Origin of the sequence: Jannaschia sp. W003 (assembly GCF_025144335.1) — a bacterium.
In the GTDB taxonomy this organism is placed as follows: domain Bacteria; phylum Pseudomonadota; class Alphaproteobacteria; order Rhodobacterales; family Rhodobacteraceae; genus Jannaschia.
This window is the reverse complement of sequence record NZ_CP083539.1, coordinates 985,728-1,000,364: the sequence shown is the minus strand read 5'-3', so window position 1 is coordinate 1,000,364 and position 14,637 is coordinate 985,728. Positions and strand designations below refer to the sequence as shown.

The window sequence follows — 14,637 nt, the reverse complement described above, 5'->3', positions numbered from 1 at the left end:
TGTGGCCATGCCGTCACTGTGCCGCGCCTGCCTCCACGCCTTCGACGCCGGGCGGCGCTGCCCCCGGTGCCGCTCGCCGCGCGTGACCAGCCACCCCGCGCTGTTCTCCCTGGGCATCGCGCACATGGACTGCGACGCCTTCTACGCCAGCGTCGAGAAGCGCGACCGCCCGGAGCTGGCCGACAAGCCGGTGGTGATCGGCGGCGGGCGGCGCGGCGTGGTGATGACCTGCTGCTACGTGGCGCGGGTGCGCGGCGTGCGCTCGGCGATGCCGATGTTCCGGGCGCTGGAGCTCTGCCCCGACGCTGTGGTGCTGAAGGGGCGGATGTCGCTCTACGCCGAGGTGTCGGCCCGCATCCGCGCGATGATGGAGGCGTTGACGCCGGCCGTCGAGCCGCTCAGCCTCGACGAGGCGTTCCTGGACCTTCGCGGCACCGAGCGTCTCCACGGCGTGCCGCCCGCCGTCAGCCTCGCGCGGCTGGTGCGGCGGATGGACGAGGAGCTGGGCATCACCGGGTCCGTCGGGCTGAGCCACAACAAGTTCCTGGCCAAGATCGCCTCCGACCTCGACAAGCCGCGCGGCTTCTCGGTGATCGGCGAGGCCGAGGCCGAGGCGTTCCTGGCCCCGAAGCCCGTGGGCGTGATCTGGGGCGTGGGCGTCGCCGGGCAGGCCGCGCTGGAGCGGGCCGGCATCCGCACCGTGGCCGACCTGCGCCGCTGGGACCGCAAGGACCTCGGCCACCGCTTCGGCGCGATGGGGGACCGGCTGTGGCACCTGGCAAGGGGGATCGACGCGCGGCCCGTGCGCGCGGGGCGCGTCCCGAAGTCGATCTCCAAGGAGACCACGTTCGGCGAGAACACCCACGATGCCGACGTGCTCGACGGCCATCTCTGGCGCCTGGCCGAGCAGGTCTCGGACCGGTGCAAGGCCAAGGAGCTCGCGGGGCGCACCGTGACGCTGAAGCTCAAGCGCGCGGACTTCCGGACCCTCACGCGGCGCACCTCGCTGGGCGAGCCCACGCAGCTCGGCGATCGCATCTACCGCACCGCGCGCGCCCTGCTCGACGCCGAGGGCGCGACGGGCGACGTGCGGCTGATCGGCGTGGGCGTGTCGGACCTGGCGCCGGCGGCGGCGGCGGACCGGGCGGGCGACCTGCTCGACCCGGGCGCGGGGGTGCGGGCCGCAGCGGAGCGCGCGACGGACGCCATCCGCGCGCGCTTCGGCACGGACGCCATCCGCAAGGGACGCGCGCTGCGGTAGCGGCTACTCGGCGGCGATGCGGCGCTCTCCGACGGCGAGGTCGCGCACCCGGCGCACCGCCTCGGTCACGAGGCCGCACACCGCATCGAAGTCGGCCGAGGGCCGCAGCGCCGCCTCGTCCATGTAGAGGGCCCGGTCGATCTCGATCTGGATCGCGTGGCGTCCCCGCTCGGGGCGCCCGTAGGCTTGGCACACGTAGGCGCCGGCGAAGGGCGCGTTGCGGGCCACCCGCAGGCCGAGGTCGGCGAAGATCGCCTCGACCCCCTCGCTGAGCCAGGCCCCGGCGCTGGCGCCGAAACGGTCGCCGATCACCACCTCGGGCGCACGACCGCGCGGCGCCGCGCTCTCGATCGCCTCGTGGGGCATGGAGTGGACGTCGAGCAGCACCGCCTGCCCGTGGACCGCGGCGGCCTCGTCCATCAGCGCGGCGAGCTGCCCGTGGTAGGGGTGCCACACCTCGCGGATGCGCCGCGCCGCCTCCTCGCGCGGGATCTTGCCCGCGTAGATCGCACGGCCCTGCGCCACCACGCGGGGGATCACGCCGAGGCCCGAGGTCACGCGCGGGTTGGTTCCGCGCCGGTCGACGCCCAGCACCAGCGCAGGGTCCAGCTCGCACTCGGCGCGGTTGAGGTCCACGAAGGCGCGCGGCACCTCCGCGGCGAGCAGGGGCACGCCGAGATCCGGCACCCGCTCCAGCAGGAGGTCCACGTAGGCGTCCTCCGACGAGCGGATGCGCCGCTCGTCGAGCACGGTGGAGGCCATGAACGCCCCCCCGTAGGCCCGCCCCGAATGCGGCGAGGCCACCACGAGAGGCGCCGCGCAGCGCTCGGGCCGCACGAGGCGGAAGGGGGTATCGGACATTCGGCGCCTCTCCTGACTGCGTCTGCATACTCCGCGCCGAGGGGTCCGGCAAAGGGGGGGTGGAGGGGTCGGAAAGGCCCCTTGCACGGCCCTGCGAATGGCACTATCCACCCGCCACCAATGCGCCACCGGGCCGCGGGTTCCCGCGGCCCGGTGGCGTTGAGGGGGCGATTAGCTCAGCGGTAGAGCACTTCGTTGACATCGAAGGGGTCACTGGTTCGATCCCAGTATCGCCCACCACTCCGCACTTCCGAAGGAAGTGTCGGATGGTCCAGCCGGGGACGACGCCCGCGTCCTTCCGCAAGGAAGGATCGCGTTCGAGGCGCCCCATCCACCCGCCCCGTCCGGGGCACGAAACCCGAAGGCGCAGTGCCGCGCCGCGAAAGGAGAGCTGCCATGAAGGTTCGCAACTCGCTCCGCTCGCTCAAGCAGCGTCACCGCGATTGCCGCGTCGTGCGCCGCAAGGGCCGAGTCTACGTGATCAACAAGACCCAGCGCCGCTTCAAGGCCCGTCAGGGCTGAGGCGCGCGGGACGGGACGCCGCCGCGCGCGCCCGATCCGTCGAACTCTAGACAGAACGGCCGCCCTCCGGGGCGGCCGTTCTGCTATCGGGCCCCATGCGCCCGTTCCTGCTCGCCGTCCTGCTCCTCGCCGCCTGCGTCCAGGTGCCGCCCGCGCGCGACCTCTATGCCTGCGACGGCGGGCTCGGCGTGCTCGTGGACCGCTCGCCCCGCGGCGCGCGCCTCACCCTCTCCACGGGCGAGCACCGGGGCGTCTGGCGCCGCCCCGTGGACGCCGGCACGCGCTACGTCGCCGACGGCCTGATCTGGTACGAGCGGGGCGACGAGGCGATGATCCAGCGCAAGGGCACCAGCGCCCCCTGCCGGCTGGTCAACCGCAACGTCTGAGTGCGGCGGCGCGGGTGCCGCGCCGCCGGGGCGCCCTCAGGCCGACGGGTCGGCCGTGGTGCGCAGGTAGGGGAAGTGCGTGGTGAACTGCCCGAACTTGGCCTTCGCGTCCTCGTCCGACACCGTGGCCGGGATCACGACGTCCTGGCCCCGCTCCCAGTTGGCCGGCATCGCGATGCCGTGCTTGGCGGCGGCCTGCAACGCGTCCACCGCGCGCAGCACCTCGGCGAAGTTGCGGCCCACGTTCATCGGGTAGGTCATCGACAGCTTGAGCTGCTTGTCCGGCCCGATCACGTAGACCGAGCGCACCGTGGCGGTGTCGTTGGGCGTGCGCCCGTCGGGCAGATAGGCGTCCTCGGGGAGCATGTCGTAGGCCTTGGAGATCTTCAGATCTTCGTCGGCGATGATCGGGAAGCCGGCCTTTGCGCCACCGAACGTCTCGATATCGCCCTTCCAGCGGCGGTGGCTGTCGGCGTCGTCCACGGAGATGCCGATCACCTTCACGCCGCGCCGCTCCCACTCGTCGGCGAGTTGCGCCACGGCGCCGAACTCGGTGGTGCAGACGGGCGTGAAGTCCTTGGGGTGCGAGAACAGGATCGCCCACGAGTCGCCGATCCAGTCGTGGAAGCGGATCGTGCCGTCGGTGGTCTCGGCCTCGAAGTCGGGCACGGTCTGGTTGATGCGCAGGGACATGGCAGCCTCCTCTGGTGCGTGTCCCCCTCAGATAACCCCTCGGGCGCCGGACGGAAGGCCCGTCAGAAGGGGGGCGGCACCTCGAGACGCATCACCTTGTCGGTGATCGGATGCGCGAACTTGAGCCCCTCGGCGTGGAGCATCAGGCGGTCGAAGTCCCGCGCCGGGCCGTCCGCGTAGAACGGATCGCCCAGGATCGGGTGGCCGATCTCCCTCATGTGGACGCGCAGCTGGTGCGAGCGCCCCGTGCGCGGCACCAGCCGCATCCGCGTGGTGCCGCCTTCCACGGCGACCCGTTCCCAGTCGGTGACGGAGGGCTTGCCGCGCTCGTGGTTCACATGCTGCTTCGGGCGGTTCTCCCAGTCCACGATCAGCGGCAGGTCCACGGTGCCCCTGGGCTCCGCCACGCCGCCCCACACGCGGGCGTGGTAGCGCTTGGCGATGCGCCGGGTCTCGAACGCGCGGCCCAAGCGGCGCTGCGCCTCCTTGGTCAGCGCGAAGACCATGATGCCCGACGTGTCCCGGTCGAGCCGGTGGCACAGCAGCACCTCGGGGCGGATCGTCTGGAGGCGCGAGACGAGGCAGTCGGCCAGATGCTCGCCCCGGCCCGGCACGGAGAGCAGGCCGTGGGGCTTGTCGACCACGAGGACGTGCGCGTCCTCGTGAACGATGGGGATGGGCCCCTCGGGGGGCGCGTAGTCTCCGACGGCGACGGGCATGGCGGCGGCCTCTAGCGCGGGCGGGAGGCGAGGGCCAGTGGGTCGGGTCGGCCCTGCGCCGGGGCCTCGGGGCGCACTATGCGCCTCGCTCCGGGGCGGCAGCGCCGGCGGCGGGCAGAGACCCCGGATCAGGTCCGGGGCGTGCTGCGGGATCGTCAGTCCCGCCCCTTCCACAGCCGGCGCCACATCTCGCGCAAGGAACGCGGCAGATGCGCGAGCCCGTAGAGCGCCAGCACGATCGCCGCCCAGCCCAGCCACGAGACCGAGGCGGCGAACTCCGCCGCCGCCGTCACGCCAGGTAGACGCGGAACCACGCGACGGTGCGCTCCTCGGCCAGCCGGGCGGCGGCCTCGTCGTAGCGGGGCGTGGTGTCGTTGTGGAAGCCGTGGTTCACGTCCGGGTAGATGTGCGCCTCGTAGCGCTTGTCGTTCTCTTCCAGCGCCTTCTGGAAGGCGGGCCAGCCCTCGTTGATGCGGCTGTCGAGCGCGGCGAGCTGCACGAGCAGCGGCGCCTCGATGCGGGCGACGTCCTCGGCGCTCGGCTGGCGGCCGTAGAAGGGCACGCCCGCGTCGAGCTCCGGGTAGGCGACCGCCAGCGCGTTCACCACGCCGCCGCCGTAGCAGAAGCCCGTGGCTCCCACCTTGCCGTTCGTGCCCTCCAGCCCCTTGAGGTGCTCGAACCCGGCGAAGAAGTCGTTCATCAGCTTCTCGCCGTCCACGGTCTGCTGCAGCGCGCGCCCCTCGTCGTCGGTGCCGGGGTAGCCGCCCACGCTCGTCAACCCGTCGGGGGCGAGCGCCACGAAGCCCGCCTTGGCCATGCGGCGCGCCACGTCGCGGATGTAGGGGTTCAGGCCACGGTTCTCGTGCACCACCAGCACGGCGGCGGGCGGGTTCTCGGGGTCGGCGCCCGAGGGACGCACGAGGTAGCCGTTCACCTCGCCGTGGCCGTTCGGGCTGGGATAGGTGATGTCCTCGCCGCTGATCGAGGGGTCGTCCTCGGCCACCTGCTGCGCCAGCGCGTAGTTCGGGCTGAGCTGGTGGAGGATCGCCGCCGCCGTCAGGCCGCCCACGGCCCACTTCCCTGCGCGGTCCATGAACTCACGCTTGGTGATCCGCCCATGGGCGTAGAAGTCGTAGAGGTCGAGCAGGTCCTGATCGAAGTCCTTGGCGGTCATGCGGCGCATGGCGTGCTCCCTTCCCTTTGGATGACCGGAGCATAGCGCGTCCGCCGCAGGGGCCGAGAGGGAACCGTGGCGCGACACATGGATTGTGAACGGCACACCCCGGGGGACCCGCCACATGAACCGCACCATCCGCCGCGCCGCCACGGCGCTCGCCCTGCCCATTTTCGCCGCCACCGCCGCCGTCACCGCTCACGCCGAGCAGGTGGGCGAGGTCGGCGTCGACTGGGTCGGCAACGACATCATCATCGACGCCATCGCCGATCCCAAGGTCGAGGGCGTGACCTGCCACATCGCCTACTTCGAGCGCTCGCTGATCGACCGCCTGAGCCAGGGCAACTGGTTCGAGGACCCGTCCAACGCCTCGATCGCCTGCCGCCAGACCGGGCCGATCCGGGTAGGCGACATCGACCGCTCCGAGGACGGCGAGCAGGTGTTCCGCGAGAGCCGCTCGATCATCCTCAAGAGCTTGCGCATCAAGCGCATCTTCGACGAGCCGAACCAGACGCTGATCTACCTCGTCCACGCGCAGGAGCTGACGGAAGGCTCGGCCAAGATGTCGATCTCGACCGTGCCGCTCTATGGGGCGCAGATGGCCGCGCCCGCCTCAGAGTAAGGCCAGCGCCACGCCGTAGGCCACGAGGCAGGCGGCGAGCGCGCGGCGGAGCCAAAGGCTCGCCACCACGCCCAGCGCGCGGCGCCCCAGCCAGGCGCCGAGCGCGGTCCATCCGGTGTAGCTGAGCGCCGTGAGCGTGAGGGCGGTGGGCGCGATCCACGTCATCTGCGCCGCCATGGCGACGTCCGTGCGCACGAACTGCGTGAAGGCGGCGAGGTAGCCGGCCAGCGACTTGGCGTTGAACGTGGCGATGGCGAGCGCCCGGAGGTAGAGGCGCCCGCCCGGCGGCGGCGGCTCCACCGCCCTGCCCGCCCGCACCCAAGCCAGCACGCCGAAGCCCACCAGCACCGCCGCGCCCGCCAGCCGCACGGCGGCGAAGGCCTCCGGTGCTGCGGCGAGCAGCGCGCCCGCCCCGGTGGCGGCGAGGGCGAGGAAGGCCGAGGCCTGCGTCAGGATCGCCGCCACGCACCACAGCGCGCGGGGCAAGCCCGCGCTCCAGCCGGCGAGGATGCAGTTCGCCGCGTTCGGTCCCGGCGAGGTGACGAAGACCGCCCAGAAGCCCGCGAAGATCAGCCAGTCGTGGAAGGTCATGCGCCCGCGCTGACGCACGCCCGGCCGTGGGTCAAGCGCCCGGGTGGCGCGTGCCGCGCCCGGGGGCATAGAACGGGGGGATACCCGATGCGAGGCCCTCATGTCCGACCTTCTCGATGACCTCTCCGCCCTGCGCGCCATCGGCGCGCGCGGCACCGGCGTCGTCCGCCCCGCCTTCTCGCCCGACGACGTGCGCGCGCGGCTCTGGCTCGCGGAGCGCTTCGAGGCGGCCGGGCTGGAGCCGCGCATCGACCCCGCCGGCAACGTCTGGGGCCTGCGGGGGCCGCTCCTGATGGGCTCGCACGTCGACACCCAGCCCGAGGGCGGCTGGCTCGACGGGACCTACGGAGTGATGGCCGCGCTCGCGGTGGCGCGGGGGAACCCGGAGGTGTCTGTGGTGGCGTTCCAGGACGAGGAGGGGCGGTTCGGCGCGACCACGGGGTCCGAGATCTGGTCGGGCGCGCTGTCGCTCGAGGCGGCGGACCGGCTCGTGGCGCTCGACGGCACGCGCTTCGCTGACGCCCGGCAGGCCCTGCCCGCGACGGGCGACTTCCCCGACCCCAACAGTTTCCGCGCCTACGTGGAGCCGCACATCGAGCAGGGGCCGGTGCTAGATGCTGCCGGCGAGAGCGTGGGCGTGGTCACGGCCATCGTCGGGCTGCGGCAGTTCACGGTGACACTCCGGGGCCAGCAGAACCACGCCGGCACCACGCCGATGCGCCTGCGCCGCGACGCCTTCGCGGGGCTGGTGCGGGCGAGCGCGGCCATCGACGCCGCCCTCGCGCCGCTGGTGACGCCGGACAGCGTGTGGACGGTGGGGCACGTGGCCCTCCACCCTAACGCCGCCTCCGCCGTGCCGGGCGAGGTACGCTTCACGGTGCAGTGGCGCGACGCCGACGCCGCCCGGCTGGACAACATGGAGGCGGCGATCCGCGGCGCGCTCGACGAAGCGGCGGGCGACCTCGCGCTCCGGGTCTCGGACACCGCCAGCCTCCCGCCCACGGCGATGAACCCCGCGCTCCGCCGCGCCCTCGCGGAGGCCGCGGAGGCCGAACTGCCCGGCGCGTGGCGCGAGATGCCCTCGGGCGCGCTCCACGACGCCACCAACGTCGCCCGCCTCATGCCGGCGGCGATGCTGTTCGTGCCGTCGAAGGGCGGCATCAGCCACGACTTCGCCGAGGACACGGACGAGAAGCACCTCCTCGCCGGCCTGCGGGTGCTGGAGCGGGCGGCGAAGACTCTCGCAGCCTGACCGTCTTCGTTTCACAAATACCTCGGGGGAGGCCGAAGGCCGGGGGCAGAGCCCCCTCCCCGTCAGACCGGCAGCGCCGTCCCGTCCACCAGGTCCTCCATCACGAAGCTCGCCGACACGTCGGCGATCGGCACGCGGGCGATGAGCGCGCGGTAGAAGCGGTCGTAGTCGGCCATGTCGCGCACTCGGACGCGCAGCACGTAGTCGAGGTCGCCCGACATGCGGTGCGCGCCCTGGATCTCGGGCATGGCGCGAACGGCGCGGGCGAAGCGGTCCAGCCAGTCGGCGTCGTGGCGCCCGGCGCGGATCATCACGAAGGCGGCGAGGCCGAGACCCACCTTTCCCGCATCCAGCAGGGCGACGCGGCCGCGGATCACGCCCGCGTCTTCCATGCGGCGGATGCGGCGCCAGCAGGCGTTGCGCGACAGGGCGACGTCCTCGGCGATGCGGTCGAGGGAGGATGCGGCGTCGCGCTGGAGGACGCGCAGGATGCGGCGATCCGTTTCGTCGAGGGAATGGGTCATCCGTGGGATGGTGTCCCGATACGCGCTCGAAACGCAATGCGGTTTGGGACCGTTTGACGCGTCGGCGCACGCATCCTTCCTGCGATCACACAGGAGTCCTCATGTCCGCCGCCCAGTTCCTTCGCGCCTTCCACGACCACCCCGCCTCGGTGGACGAGACCTACTTCGGCCACATGCGCTTCGCGCTCGGCTTCGCCGGCACGCTCGCGCTGGCCGCGGGCGCCGCGCTGGTGCACGCGCTGGTGCCGCCGCTGTTCGAGACGACTGCCTCGCGGATCGTGCGGCGGCTGCACGGGCGGTTGGCGAGCCGGCATTAGGAGGGCACGCACCGGCCTTGCGCCGGGGTCCGTGGGTGGAGGTCGCGCTTCGCTCCGCAGAGTCAGGGCGTTCGTCGGGAGAAGACCTCGGCGCAAGGCCGGGGCGCACGTGGCGCTTTGCTGAACGCCGTCACTCCCAGTCCACCTCGGGCAGGAAGATGTACCCCGCCCCGTAGATCGTCTTGATGATCCGCGGGTCCTTCGGGTCCTCGCCGAGCTTGGCGCGCAGGCGGCTGACGCGCACGTCCATGGCGCGGTCGAAGCTCTCGCCCGCGGCGCCGCCCAGCGCCTCCTGCATCTCGGCGCGGCTGACGAGGCGGCGGGGGCGCTCCAGGAACAGGCGCAGCACCTCGCCCTCGGCCTGGGAGAAGGTGGCCGTGCCGCTCGGCCCCGTCAGGGCATAGGCGTCGAAGTCGACCGCGTGGCCTGCGAAGCGGGCGCGGGCACGCTGGGGCGGCGCCGCCCGGCGCAGCCTGGCCCGGACCCGCGCCACGATCTCCTCGGGGGCGAAGGGCTTGACCACGTAGTCGTCGGCGCCCAGCTCCAGCCCCGCCACGCGGTCGGCCACGCCGCCGCGCCCCGAGATGATGATGATCGCCGCGCCCCCTTCCAGCGCCAGCCGCGACACCACGCCGAGGCCGTCGCGGTCGGGCAGGCCGAGGTCCACGAGGCACAGGTCCGGCATGGCCTGGCGCAAGGCCGCCTCGAAGCTGTCGGCGCGGCCGAATGCGGCGACCTCCATGCCGGCGGCCTCCAGCGCCTCGGTCAGCAGCGCGCGGATCGCGGGGTCGTCGTCGAGCACGGCGATGCGGGTCATCGCAGCACCGCCGCGAGCTTCTCGACCGAGAACGGCTTGCGGATCACCGGCCAGCGTGCGGCGGCCTCGCGCCAGAGCGGCGCGTCGGGGGGCAGCGAGGTCATCAGCGCCACCGGCAGCCCCGCCGCCTCGGCCTCGCGGGCGAGGTCGAGGCCGGACTCGGCGGTGCGCAGCATGATGTCCGAAAGCACCAGCCCGATTCCGGGGATGTCGAGCATGCCCCGCGCCTCGGCCACGCCGCCCGCCTCCAGCACCGCGTGCCCCGCGGTCACCAGCCGGTCGCGCACCGCCTCGCGGATGTGCCGCGCGTCCTCGATCACCAGCACCAGCGTGGGGGCGAGGCCGGGGGGCGGCTGGCGCAGCGGCAGGCGCAAGGTCACGCGCGCGCCCTGCGGGCCGTTGGCGAGGTGCATCCGCCCGCCCGCCAGCTTCACCACATCGTAGACCATCGACAGGCCGAGGCCCGTGCCATCCTCGCCCTTCTCGGTGAAGAAGGGCTCGGCGCCCCGCTCGAGGGCCGCCTCAGAGAAGCCGGAGCCGGTGTCGGTCACGTCCAGCTCCACCCAGGTGTCGCGCACGGGGCGGGCCACCACGGCGATGCGGCCCTCGGCGCCCACCGCGTCGCGGGCGTTGAGCACGAGGTTCAGGAGCGCGTCGCGCAGGGCGTCCGGGTCCAGCAGCACCGGTTCGTCGAGGCCGTGGACGCGGGTGCGCAGGCGGACCCCCGAAGGCAGCGAGGGGCCGGCGAGGGCGGCGACCTCGGCCAGCAGCGCGCGCAGGTCCACGGCGCGGGGCGTCAGGTCGCGCGGGCCGGACAGCCCCGAGATGCGGTCGAGCAGCGCGCCGCCCCGCGTGGCCGCCAGCTTGATGGCATCCGCCGCCTCGCGGGCGCCCGCGGGCAGGTCCATGCCGCCCATGCGCTCCGACAGCCCCAGGATCACCGTCAGGAGGTTGCCGATGTCGTGGGCCATGCCCGAGGTGAGCTGCGCCGCCACCTGCCGCCCGGCGGCCTGCGCCACGGCGGCGCGGGCCTGCGCCTCCTCGGTGACGTCCATGGACAGGGCATAGACCCCCGCCCCCTCGCCGCGCTCGGGCGTGAACGAGACGCGCACGCGGCGGCCCGAGGGGTCGTGGGTGACCTCGAACACCCGCTCCTCGCCGGCCAGCGCGGCCTCGATGTTGGGCGCCACCGCGGGCCAGATCGGCGCCAGCACCTCGTCCATGGGCAGGCCCACGATGTCGGCGGGCGTGCCGGGCATCACCGCGCCGAGGCGGCGGTTGGAATAGGTGTAGCGCCGGTCGGGGCCGACGCGGGCGATGTGGGCGGGCAGCATCTCGGTGGTCATGCGGATGCGCGCGGCCATCTCGGTAGCCTCGCGGCGGGCCTCCTCGGCGCGGGCTGTCGCCGCGGCCAGCTTGCGGTTCGCGCCCGCCAGCTCCTCGGCGCGGGCCAGCAGCTCGCCCGACAGGACCTCGGAGCGCGCGCGCAGGAGGCGCTCCTGCGCCTTGATCGCGGTGATGTCGGTGTAGACCGTGACCCAGCCACCGCCCGGCAGCGGCGAGCCCTCCACGGACACCACGGTGCCGTCGGGGCGGGTACGCTCCAGATAGTGCGGCTCGAAGGCGCGGGCCTGGGCCACGCGCTCGGCCACGGCGGCGTCCACGTCGGCGACGGGGCCGTACTCGCCGCGCTCGACGAGGTAGCGGATGCCGTCCGCAAAGGGCGCGCCGGGGCGCACCATCCACTCTGGCAGCGCGAACATGTCGCGGAACATGCGGTTCGAGACCGCGAGCCGCAGATCGGCGTCGTAGATCGACAGGGCCTGGCCGATCAGGTTCAGCCCGGCCTTCGTGAGCTCCGCCGTGCTGGCCTTCATCCGCGCGCCTCCCGGGACCCGACGCTACGCCCCGCGGCCCGGCCCGTCCACGGGGCGCGCGGAGGCCGTTACAATTCGTTAAGGTTCGGAAATACCCTCGCAAGGATCGCGCGCCACTTCTCCCGCCAGCCCCTGGGGAGGATGGCCATGCCCGCCGCGCCGCGCGATCTCGAGACCATTCCGCAGTTCCTGGCCCGCAACGCCGCGGCGTTCGGCCGCGCGCCGGCCTACCGCGAGAAGGAATTCGGCATCTGGCAGGAGTGGACCTGGTCGGAGGCCAAGGGCGAGATCGAGGAGATGGCGCTCGGGCTGATCGAGTTGGGCGTCGAGATCGGCGAGCATGTCGCCGTCATCGGTCGCAACCGCCCGCAGCTCTACATGAGCATGATCGCCGCCCAGTGCGCCGGCGCGATCCCGGTGCCGCTCTATCAGGACGCCGTGGGCGAGGAGATCGCCTACGTTCTCGGCCACTGCTCGGCCAAGTTCGTGATCGCCGGCGATCAGGAGCAGGTCGACAAGGTCGAGGAGGTGCGCGAGCGCATCGAAGGCCTTCGCCACGTGATCTACCTCGACGGGCGCGGCCTGCGGAAATACGACCACTCGGCCATGTCCTCGATGGAGACCCTGCGCGAGCGGGGCCGCTCGGCGGACCGCGCCGAGATGGAGCGTCGGCTCGCGCAGCAGAACGCCGAGACCACCTGCGTCATGCTCTACACCTCGGGCACCACGGGGCGGCCCAAGGGCGTGGTGCTGAGCCACCGCAACATCGTCGCCACCTCGAAGGCCTCCTCGGAGTTCGACGGCCTGCGCCAGGACGACGAGGTGCTGGCCTACCTGCCGATGGCCTGGGTGGGCGACTTCATCTTCTCGATCGGGCAGGCCGTGGTGACGGGCTTCTGCGTGAACTGCCCCGAAAGCGCGGCCACGGTCATGTCGGACCTGCGAGAGATCGGACCGACCTACTACTTCGCGCCGCCGCGCGTGTTCGAGACGCAGCTCACCAACGTGATGATCCGCATGGAGGACGCGAGCCCGCTCAAGAAGCGGATGTTCGACCGGGCCATGCGCCACGCCAAGACGGTGGGGCCGAAGCTCCTCGACGGCGAGCCCGTCTCCGCGTGGGACCGGGCCAAGTACCGCCTGAACGAGCTGCTGGTGTTCGGCCCCCTCAAGAACACGCTGGGCCTCAGCCGCGTGCGCGTGGGCTACACGGCCGGCGAGGCGATCGGGCCGGAGCTGTTCGACTTCTACCGCTCCATCGGCATCAACCTGAAGCAGCTCTACGGCCAGACCGAGGCGAGCGTCTTCATCACCCAGCAGCGCGACAACGAGGTGCGGTCCGACACCGTGGGCACGCCCACGCCGGGCGTGGAGCTGCGCATCGGCGAGACCGGCGAGGTCTTCTACCGCTCGCCCGGCAGCTTCGTGGAGTACTACCAGAACCCCGAATCCACGGCGTCCACCAAGGACCCCGAGGGCTGGGTGGCCACGGGGGACGCGGGCTTCATCGAGCCGGACACCGGGCACCTGCGGATCATCGACCGCGCCAAGGACGTGGGCAAGCTGGCCTCGGGGGCGATGTTCGCGCCCAAGTACGTGGAGAACAAGCTGAAGTTCTTCCCCGAGATCTACGAGGCGGTGGTGTTCGGCAACGGCCGCGACCGCTGCGTGGCCTTCGTGAACATCGACCTCACGGCGGTGGGCAACTGGGCCGAGCGCAACAACATCGCCTACGCCTCCTACCAGGAGCTGTCGCAGCATCCCGAGGTGCTGAACACCATCCGCGCCCACGTCGAGGCGGTGAACCGCTCCGTGGCCGAGGACCCGATGCTCTCGGGCTGCCAGGTCCACCGCTTCCTGGTGCTGCACAAGCAGCTGGATGCCGACGACGACGAGATGACCCGCACCCAGAAGGTCAAGCGCCGCACCATCGAGGAGAAGTACGCGGACCTGATCGCGGCGCTCTACGCGGGCGAGGCGCGGGTCTCGACCGAGACGGCGGTGACCTACGAGGACGGCCGCCGCGGTACGATCCGCGCGACGCTGGAGCTGTGCGATGCCGCCGTGGTGCCGGTGGAGCCGCGCTCGCCGGAGATGCAGGTGGAGGCGGCGGAGTGAGCCGCGCGAGGGAGACCGTTCATGCTTGACGCGACCACCACCACCACCGCCGACGGGCGCACCATCGGCGGCACGGTCCTCGACCTGCGGAGCATCACCCTGCGCTTCGGGGGCGTGGAGGCGATCAAGGACATCTCGTTCGACATCCGCGAGGGCGAGATCCGCGCGATCATCGGCCCCAACGGCGCCGGCAAGTCCTCGATGCTCAACGTCATCTCGGGCTTCTACGTGCCGCAGGAGGGCGAGGTGTGGTTCCGCGGCGAGCGGCGCGCGCCCCTGAAGCCCTACGAGGTGGCCCGCCAGGGCATCGCGCGTACGTTCCAGAACATCGCGCTCTTCGAGGGCATGACCGTGCTCGACAACGTGATGACGGGGCGGCTCAACACCACCCGCGCCAACATGCTCCAGCAGGCCGTGTGGTGGGGGCCCGCCCGCCGCGAGGAGGTCGCCAACCGCGCCGCCGTGGAGCGGGTGATCGACTTCCTGGAGATCCAGCACATCCGCAAGACGCCGGTGGGACGCCTGCCCTACGGCCTCAAGAAGCGGGTGGAGCTTGCCCGCGCGCTCGCCGCGGAGCCGTCGCTCCTGCTGCTTGACGAACCGATGGCCGGCATGAACGTCGAGGAGAAGGAGGACATGAGCCGCTTCATCCTCGACGTGAACGACGAGTTCGGCACCACCATCGCGCTGATCGAGCACGACATGGGCGTGGTCATGGACCTCTCGGACCGGGTCGTCGTCATGGACTACGGCAAGAAGATCGGCGACGGGACGCCCCACGAGGTGCGCTCGAACCAGGACGTGATCGACGCGTATCTCGGGGTCGCGCATGACTGATCGGCGCCCCGGATCGGGGGGGCGCCCCCCGTGCACCCCCCGTACACCCCCCGTGCATACGGACGG

General features: G+C 72.4%; 17 protein-coding genes and 1 tRNA gene. 9 read left to right on the top strand and 9 right to left on the bottom strand.

Going from position 1 to position 14,637, the window contains the following annotated elements; translation table 11 throughout:
* The first annotated feature begins 7 nt into the window (after positions 1–7).
* Positions 8–1,261 (top strand): DNA polymerase IV, encoded by a 1,254-nt coding sequence (locus K3554_RS04810; RefSeq protein WP_259944183.1) that lies wholly within the window; start codon positions 8–10, stop codon positions 1,259–1,261.
* A gap of 3 nt (positions 1,262–1,264) precedes the next feature.
* Here K3554_RS04810 and K3554_RS04805 read toward each other — a convergent pair whose 3' ends face one another.
* Positions 1,265–2,122, bottom strand: a complete 858-nt coding sequence (locus tag K3554_RS04805; RefSeq protein WP_259944182.1) for an N-formylglutamate amidohydrolase — start codon at positions 2,120–2,122, stop codon at positions 1,265–1,267.
* Positions 2,123–2,287: 165 nt separating this feature from the next.
* Here K3554_RS04805 and K3554_RS04800 point away from each other — a divergent pair.
* From K3554_RS04800 to K3554_RS04790, 3 genes are all read left to right on the top strand, one after another.
* Positions 2,288–2,362 (top strand) — tRNA-Val (locus K3554_RS04800).
* Positions 2,363–2,518: 156 nt separating this feature from the next.
* Positions 2,519–2,644 (top strand): type B 50S ribosomal protein L36, encoded by a 126-nt coding sequence (ykgO, locus tag K3554_RS04795; protein WP_010141322.1) that lies wholly within the window; start codon positions 2,519–2,521, stop codon positions 2,642–2,644.
* 95 nt (positions 2,645–2,739) lie between these two features.
* On the top strand, positions 2,740–3,030 hold the full coding sequence (locus K3554_RS04790) for an MliC family protein (protein ID WP_259944180.1): 291 nt from the start codon (positions 2,740–2,742) through the stop codon (positions 3,028–3,030).
* Positions 3,031–3,066: 36 nt separating this feature from the next.
* On the opposite strand, the gene K3554_RS04785 is transcribed toward K3554_RS04790, so the two are convergent.
* The 4 genes from K3554_RS04785 to yghX form a co-directional block, all read right to left on the bottom strand.
* The gene (locus K3554_RS04785; RefSeq protein ID WP_259944178.1) at positions 3,067–3,723 is read right to left on the bottom strand and encodes a peroxiredoxin; all 657 of its coding nucleotides are present in this window, start codon (positions 3,721–3,723) and stop codon (positions 3,067–3,069) included.
* A 62-nt stretch (positions 3,724–3,785) separates the two neighbouring features.
* Entirely contained in the window at positions 3,786–4,442 is a 657-nt protein-coding gene (locus K3554_RS04780; protein ID WP_259944175.1) for an RluA family pseudouridine synthase, read from the bottom strand.
* 155 nt (positions 4,443–4,597) lie between these two features.
* On the bottom strand, positions 4,598–4,735 hold the full coding sequence (locus tag K3554_RS04775; RefSeq protein ID WP_259944163.1) for a hypothetical protein: 138 nt from the start codon (positions 4,733–4,735) through the stop codon (positions 4,598–4,600).
* A complete protein-coding gene (gene yghX, locus K3554_RS04770) occupies positions 4,732–5,625 on the bottom strand; it encodes a YghX family hydrolase (protein ID WP_259944160.1) in 894 nt (297 codons plus the stop codon). The genes K3554_RS04775 and yghX overlap by 4 nt, the downstream gene beginning before the upstream one ends.
* A gap of 115 nt (positions 5,626–5,740) precedes the next feature.
* On the opposite strand from yghX, the gene K3554_RS04765 reads away from it, so the two are divergent.
* Entirely contained in the window at positions 5,741–6,238 is a 498-nt protein-coding gene (locus K3554_RS04765) for a CreA family protein (protein ID WP_259944157.1), read from the top strand.
* On the opposite strand, the gene K3554_RS04760 is transcribed toward K3554_RS04765, so the two are convergent.
* Complete coding sequence (locus K3554_RS04760) at positions 6,230–6,829, bottom strand: LysE family translocator (protein WP_259944154.1); 600 nt, start codon at positions 6,827–6,829, stop codon at positions 6,230–6,232. The two genes, K3554_RS04765 and K3554_RS04760, sit on opposite strands and share 9 nt — an antisense overlap.
* 100 nt (positions 6,830–6,929) lie before the next feature.
* Between K3554_RS04760 and K3554_RS04755 the strand changes: the two genes are divergently transcribed.
* Positions 6,930–8,081 carry a hydantoinase/carbamoylase family amidase gene (locus K3554_RS04755; protein ID WP_259944151.1) on the top strand — a complete coding sequence of 384 codons (1,152 nt, stop codon included), beginning with the start codon at positions 6,930–6,932 and terminating at the stop codon, positions 8,079–8,081.
* Positions 8,082–8,143: 62 nt separating this feature from the next.
* Here K3554_RS04755 and K3554_RS04750 read toward each other — a convergent pair whose 3' ends face one another.
* Positions 8,144–8,605, bottom strand: coding sequence for an Lrp/AsnC family transcriptional regulator (locus K3554_RS04750; RefSeq protein WP_259944149.1), 462 nt, complete (start codon positions 8,603–8,605; stop codon positions 8,144–8,146).
* A 101-nt stretch (positions 8,606–8,706) separates the two neighbouring features.
* Between K3554_RS04750 and K3554_RS04745 the strand changes: the two genes are divergently transcribed.
* Positions 8,707–8,922 (top strand): DUF6356 family protein, encoded by a 216-nt coding sequence (locus K3554_RS04745; RefSeq protein ID WP_259944147.1) that lies wholly within the window; start codon positions 8,707–8,709, stop codon positions 8,920–8,922.
* Between the two features lie 130 nt (positions 8,923–9,052).
* Here the strand turns inward: K3554_RS04745 and K3554_RS04740 are convergent, their stop codons facing one another.
* Together K3554_RS04740 and K3554_RS04735 are read right to left on the bottom strand one after the other, a co-directional pair.
* Positions 9,053–9,739 carry a response regulator transcription factor gene (locus tag K3554_RS04740; RefSeq protein ID WP_259944144.1) on the bottom strand — a complete coding sequence of 229 codons (687 nt, stop codon included), beginning with the start codon at positions 9,737–9,739 and terminating at the stop codon, positions 9,053–9,055.
* Complete coding sequence (locus K3554_RS04735) at positions 9,736–11,616, bottom strand: PAS-domain containing protein (protein ID WP_259944141.1); 1,881 nt, start codon at positions 11,614–11,616, stop codon at positions 9,736–9,738. Before K3554_RS04735 ends, K3554_RS04740 begins: the two co-directional genes overlap by 4 nt.
* A 147-nt stretch (positions 11,617–11,763) precedes the next feature.
* Between K3554_RS04735 and K3554_RS04730 the strand changes: the two genes are divergently transcribed.
* Both K3554_RS04730 and K3554_RS04725 read left to right on the top strand, forming a co-directional pair.
* Positions 11,764–13,734 carry an AMP-binding protein gene (locus tag K3554_RS04730; protein WP_409197335.1) on the top strand — a complete coding sequence of 657 codons (1,971 nt, stop codon included), beginning with the start codon at positions 11,764–11,766 and terminating at the stop codon, positions 13,732–13,734.
* Between the two features lie 21 nt (positions 13,735–13,755).
* Positions 13,756–14,571, top strand: coding sequence for an ABC transporter ATP-binding protein (locus K3554_RS04725; RefSeq protein WP_259944136.1), 816 nt, complete (start codon positions 13,756–13,758; stop codon positions 14,569–14,571).
* Positions 14,572–14,637 lie beyond the last annotated feature (66 nt).

Bases quoted from the DNA above. Each gene is read 5' to 3' on its own strand.
- K3554_RS04790 (WP_259944180.1), top strand. From the start codon at position 2,740: ATGCGCCCGTTCCTGCTCGCCGTCCTGCTCCTCGCCGCCTGCGTCCAG.
- K3554_RS04725 (WP_259944136.1), top strand. From the start codon at position 13,756: ATGCTTGACGCGACCACCACCACCACCGCCGACGGGCGCACCATCGGC.
- K3554_RS04785 (WP_259944178.1), bottom strand. From the start codon at position 3,723: ATGTCCCTGCGCATCAACCAGACCGTGCCCGACTTCGAGGCCGAGACC.
- K3554_RS04805 (WP_259944182.1), bottom strand. From the start codon at position 2,122: ATGTCCGATACCCCCTTCCGCCTCGTGCGGCCCGAGCGCTGCGCGGCG.
- yghX (WP_259944160.1), bottom strand. From the start codon at position 5,625: ATGCGCCGCATGACCGCCAAGGACTTCGATCAGGACCTGCTCGACCTC.
- K3554_RS04730 (WP_409197335.1), top strand. From the start codon at position 11,764: ATGCCCGCCGCGCCGCGCGATCTCGAGACCATTCCGCAGTTCCTGGCC.
- K3554_RS04810 (WP_259944183.1), top strand. From the start codon at position 8: ATGCCGTCACTGTGCCGCGCCTGCCTCCACGCCTTCGACGCCGGGCGG.
- K3554_RS04750 (WP_259944149.1), bottom strand. From the start codon at position 8,605: ATGACCCATTCCCTCGACGAAACGGATCGCCGCATCCTGCGCGTCCTC.
- K3554_RS04745 (WP_259944147.1), top strand. From the start codon at position 8,707: ATGTCCGCCGCCCAGTTCCTTCGCGCCTTCCACGACCACCCCGCCTCG.
- K3554_RS04735 (WP_259944141.1), bottom strand. From the start codon at position 11,616: ATGAAGGCCAGCACGGCGGAGCTCACGAAGGCCGGGCTGAACCTGATC.
- K3554_RS04760 (WP_259944154.1), bottom strand. From the start codon at position 6,829: ATGACCTTCCACGACTGGCTGATCTTCGCGGGCTTCTGGGCGGTCTTC.
- K3554_RS04765 (WP_259944157.1), top strand. From the start codon at position 5,741: ATGAACCGCACCATCCGCCGCGCCGCCACGGCGCTCGCCCTGCCCATT.
- K3554_RS04780 (WP_259944175.1), bottom strand. From the start codon at position 4,442: ATGCCCGTCGCCGTCGGAGACTACGCGCCCCCCGAGGGGCCCATCCCC.
- K3554_RS04740 (WP_259944144.1), bottom strand. From the start codon at position 9,739: ATGACCCGCATCGCCGTGCTCGACGACGACCCCGCGATCCGCGCGCTG.
- K3554_RS04755 (WP_259944151.1), top strand. From the start codon at position 6,930: ATGTCCGACCTTCTCGATGACCTCTCCGCCCTGCGCGCCATCGGCGCG.
- ykgO (WP_010141322.1), top strand. From the start codon at position 2,519: ATGAAGGTTCGCAACTCGCTCCGCTCGCTCAAGCAGCGTCACCGCGAT.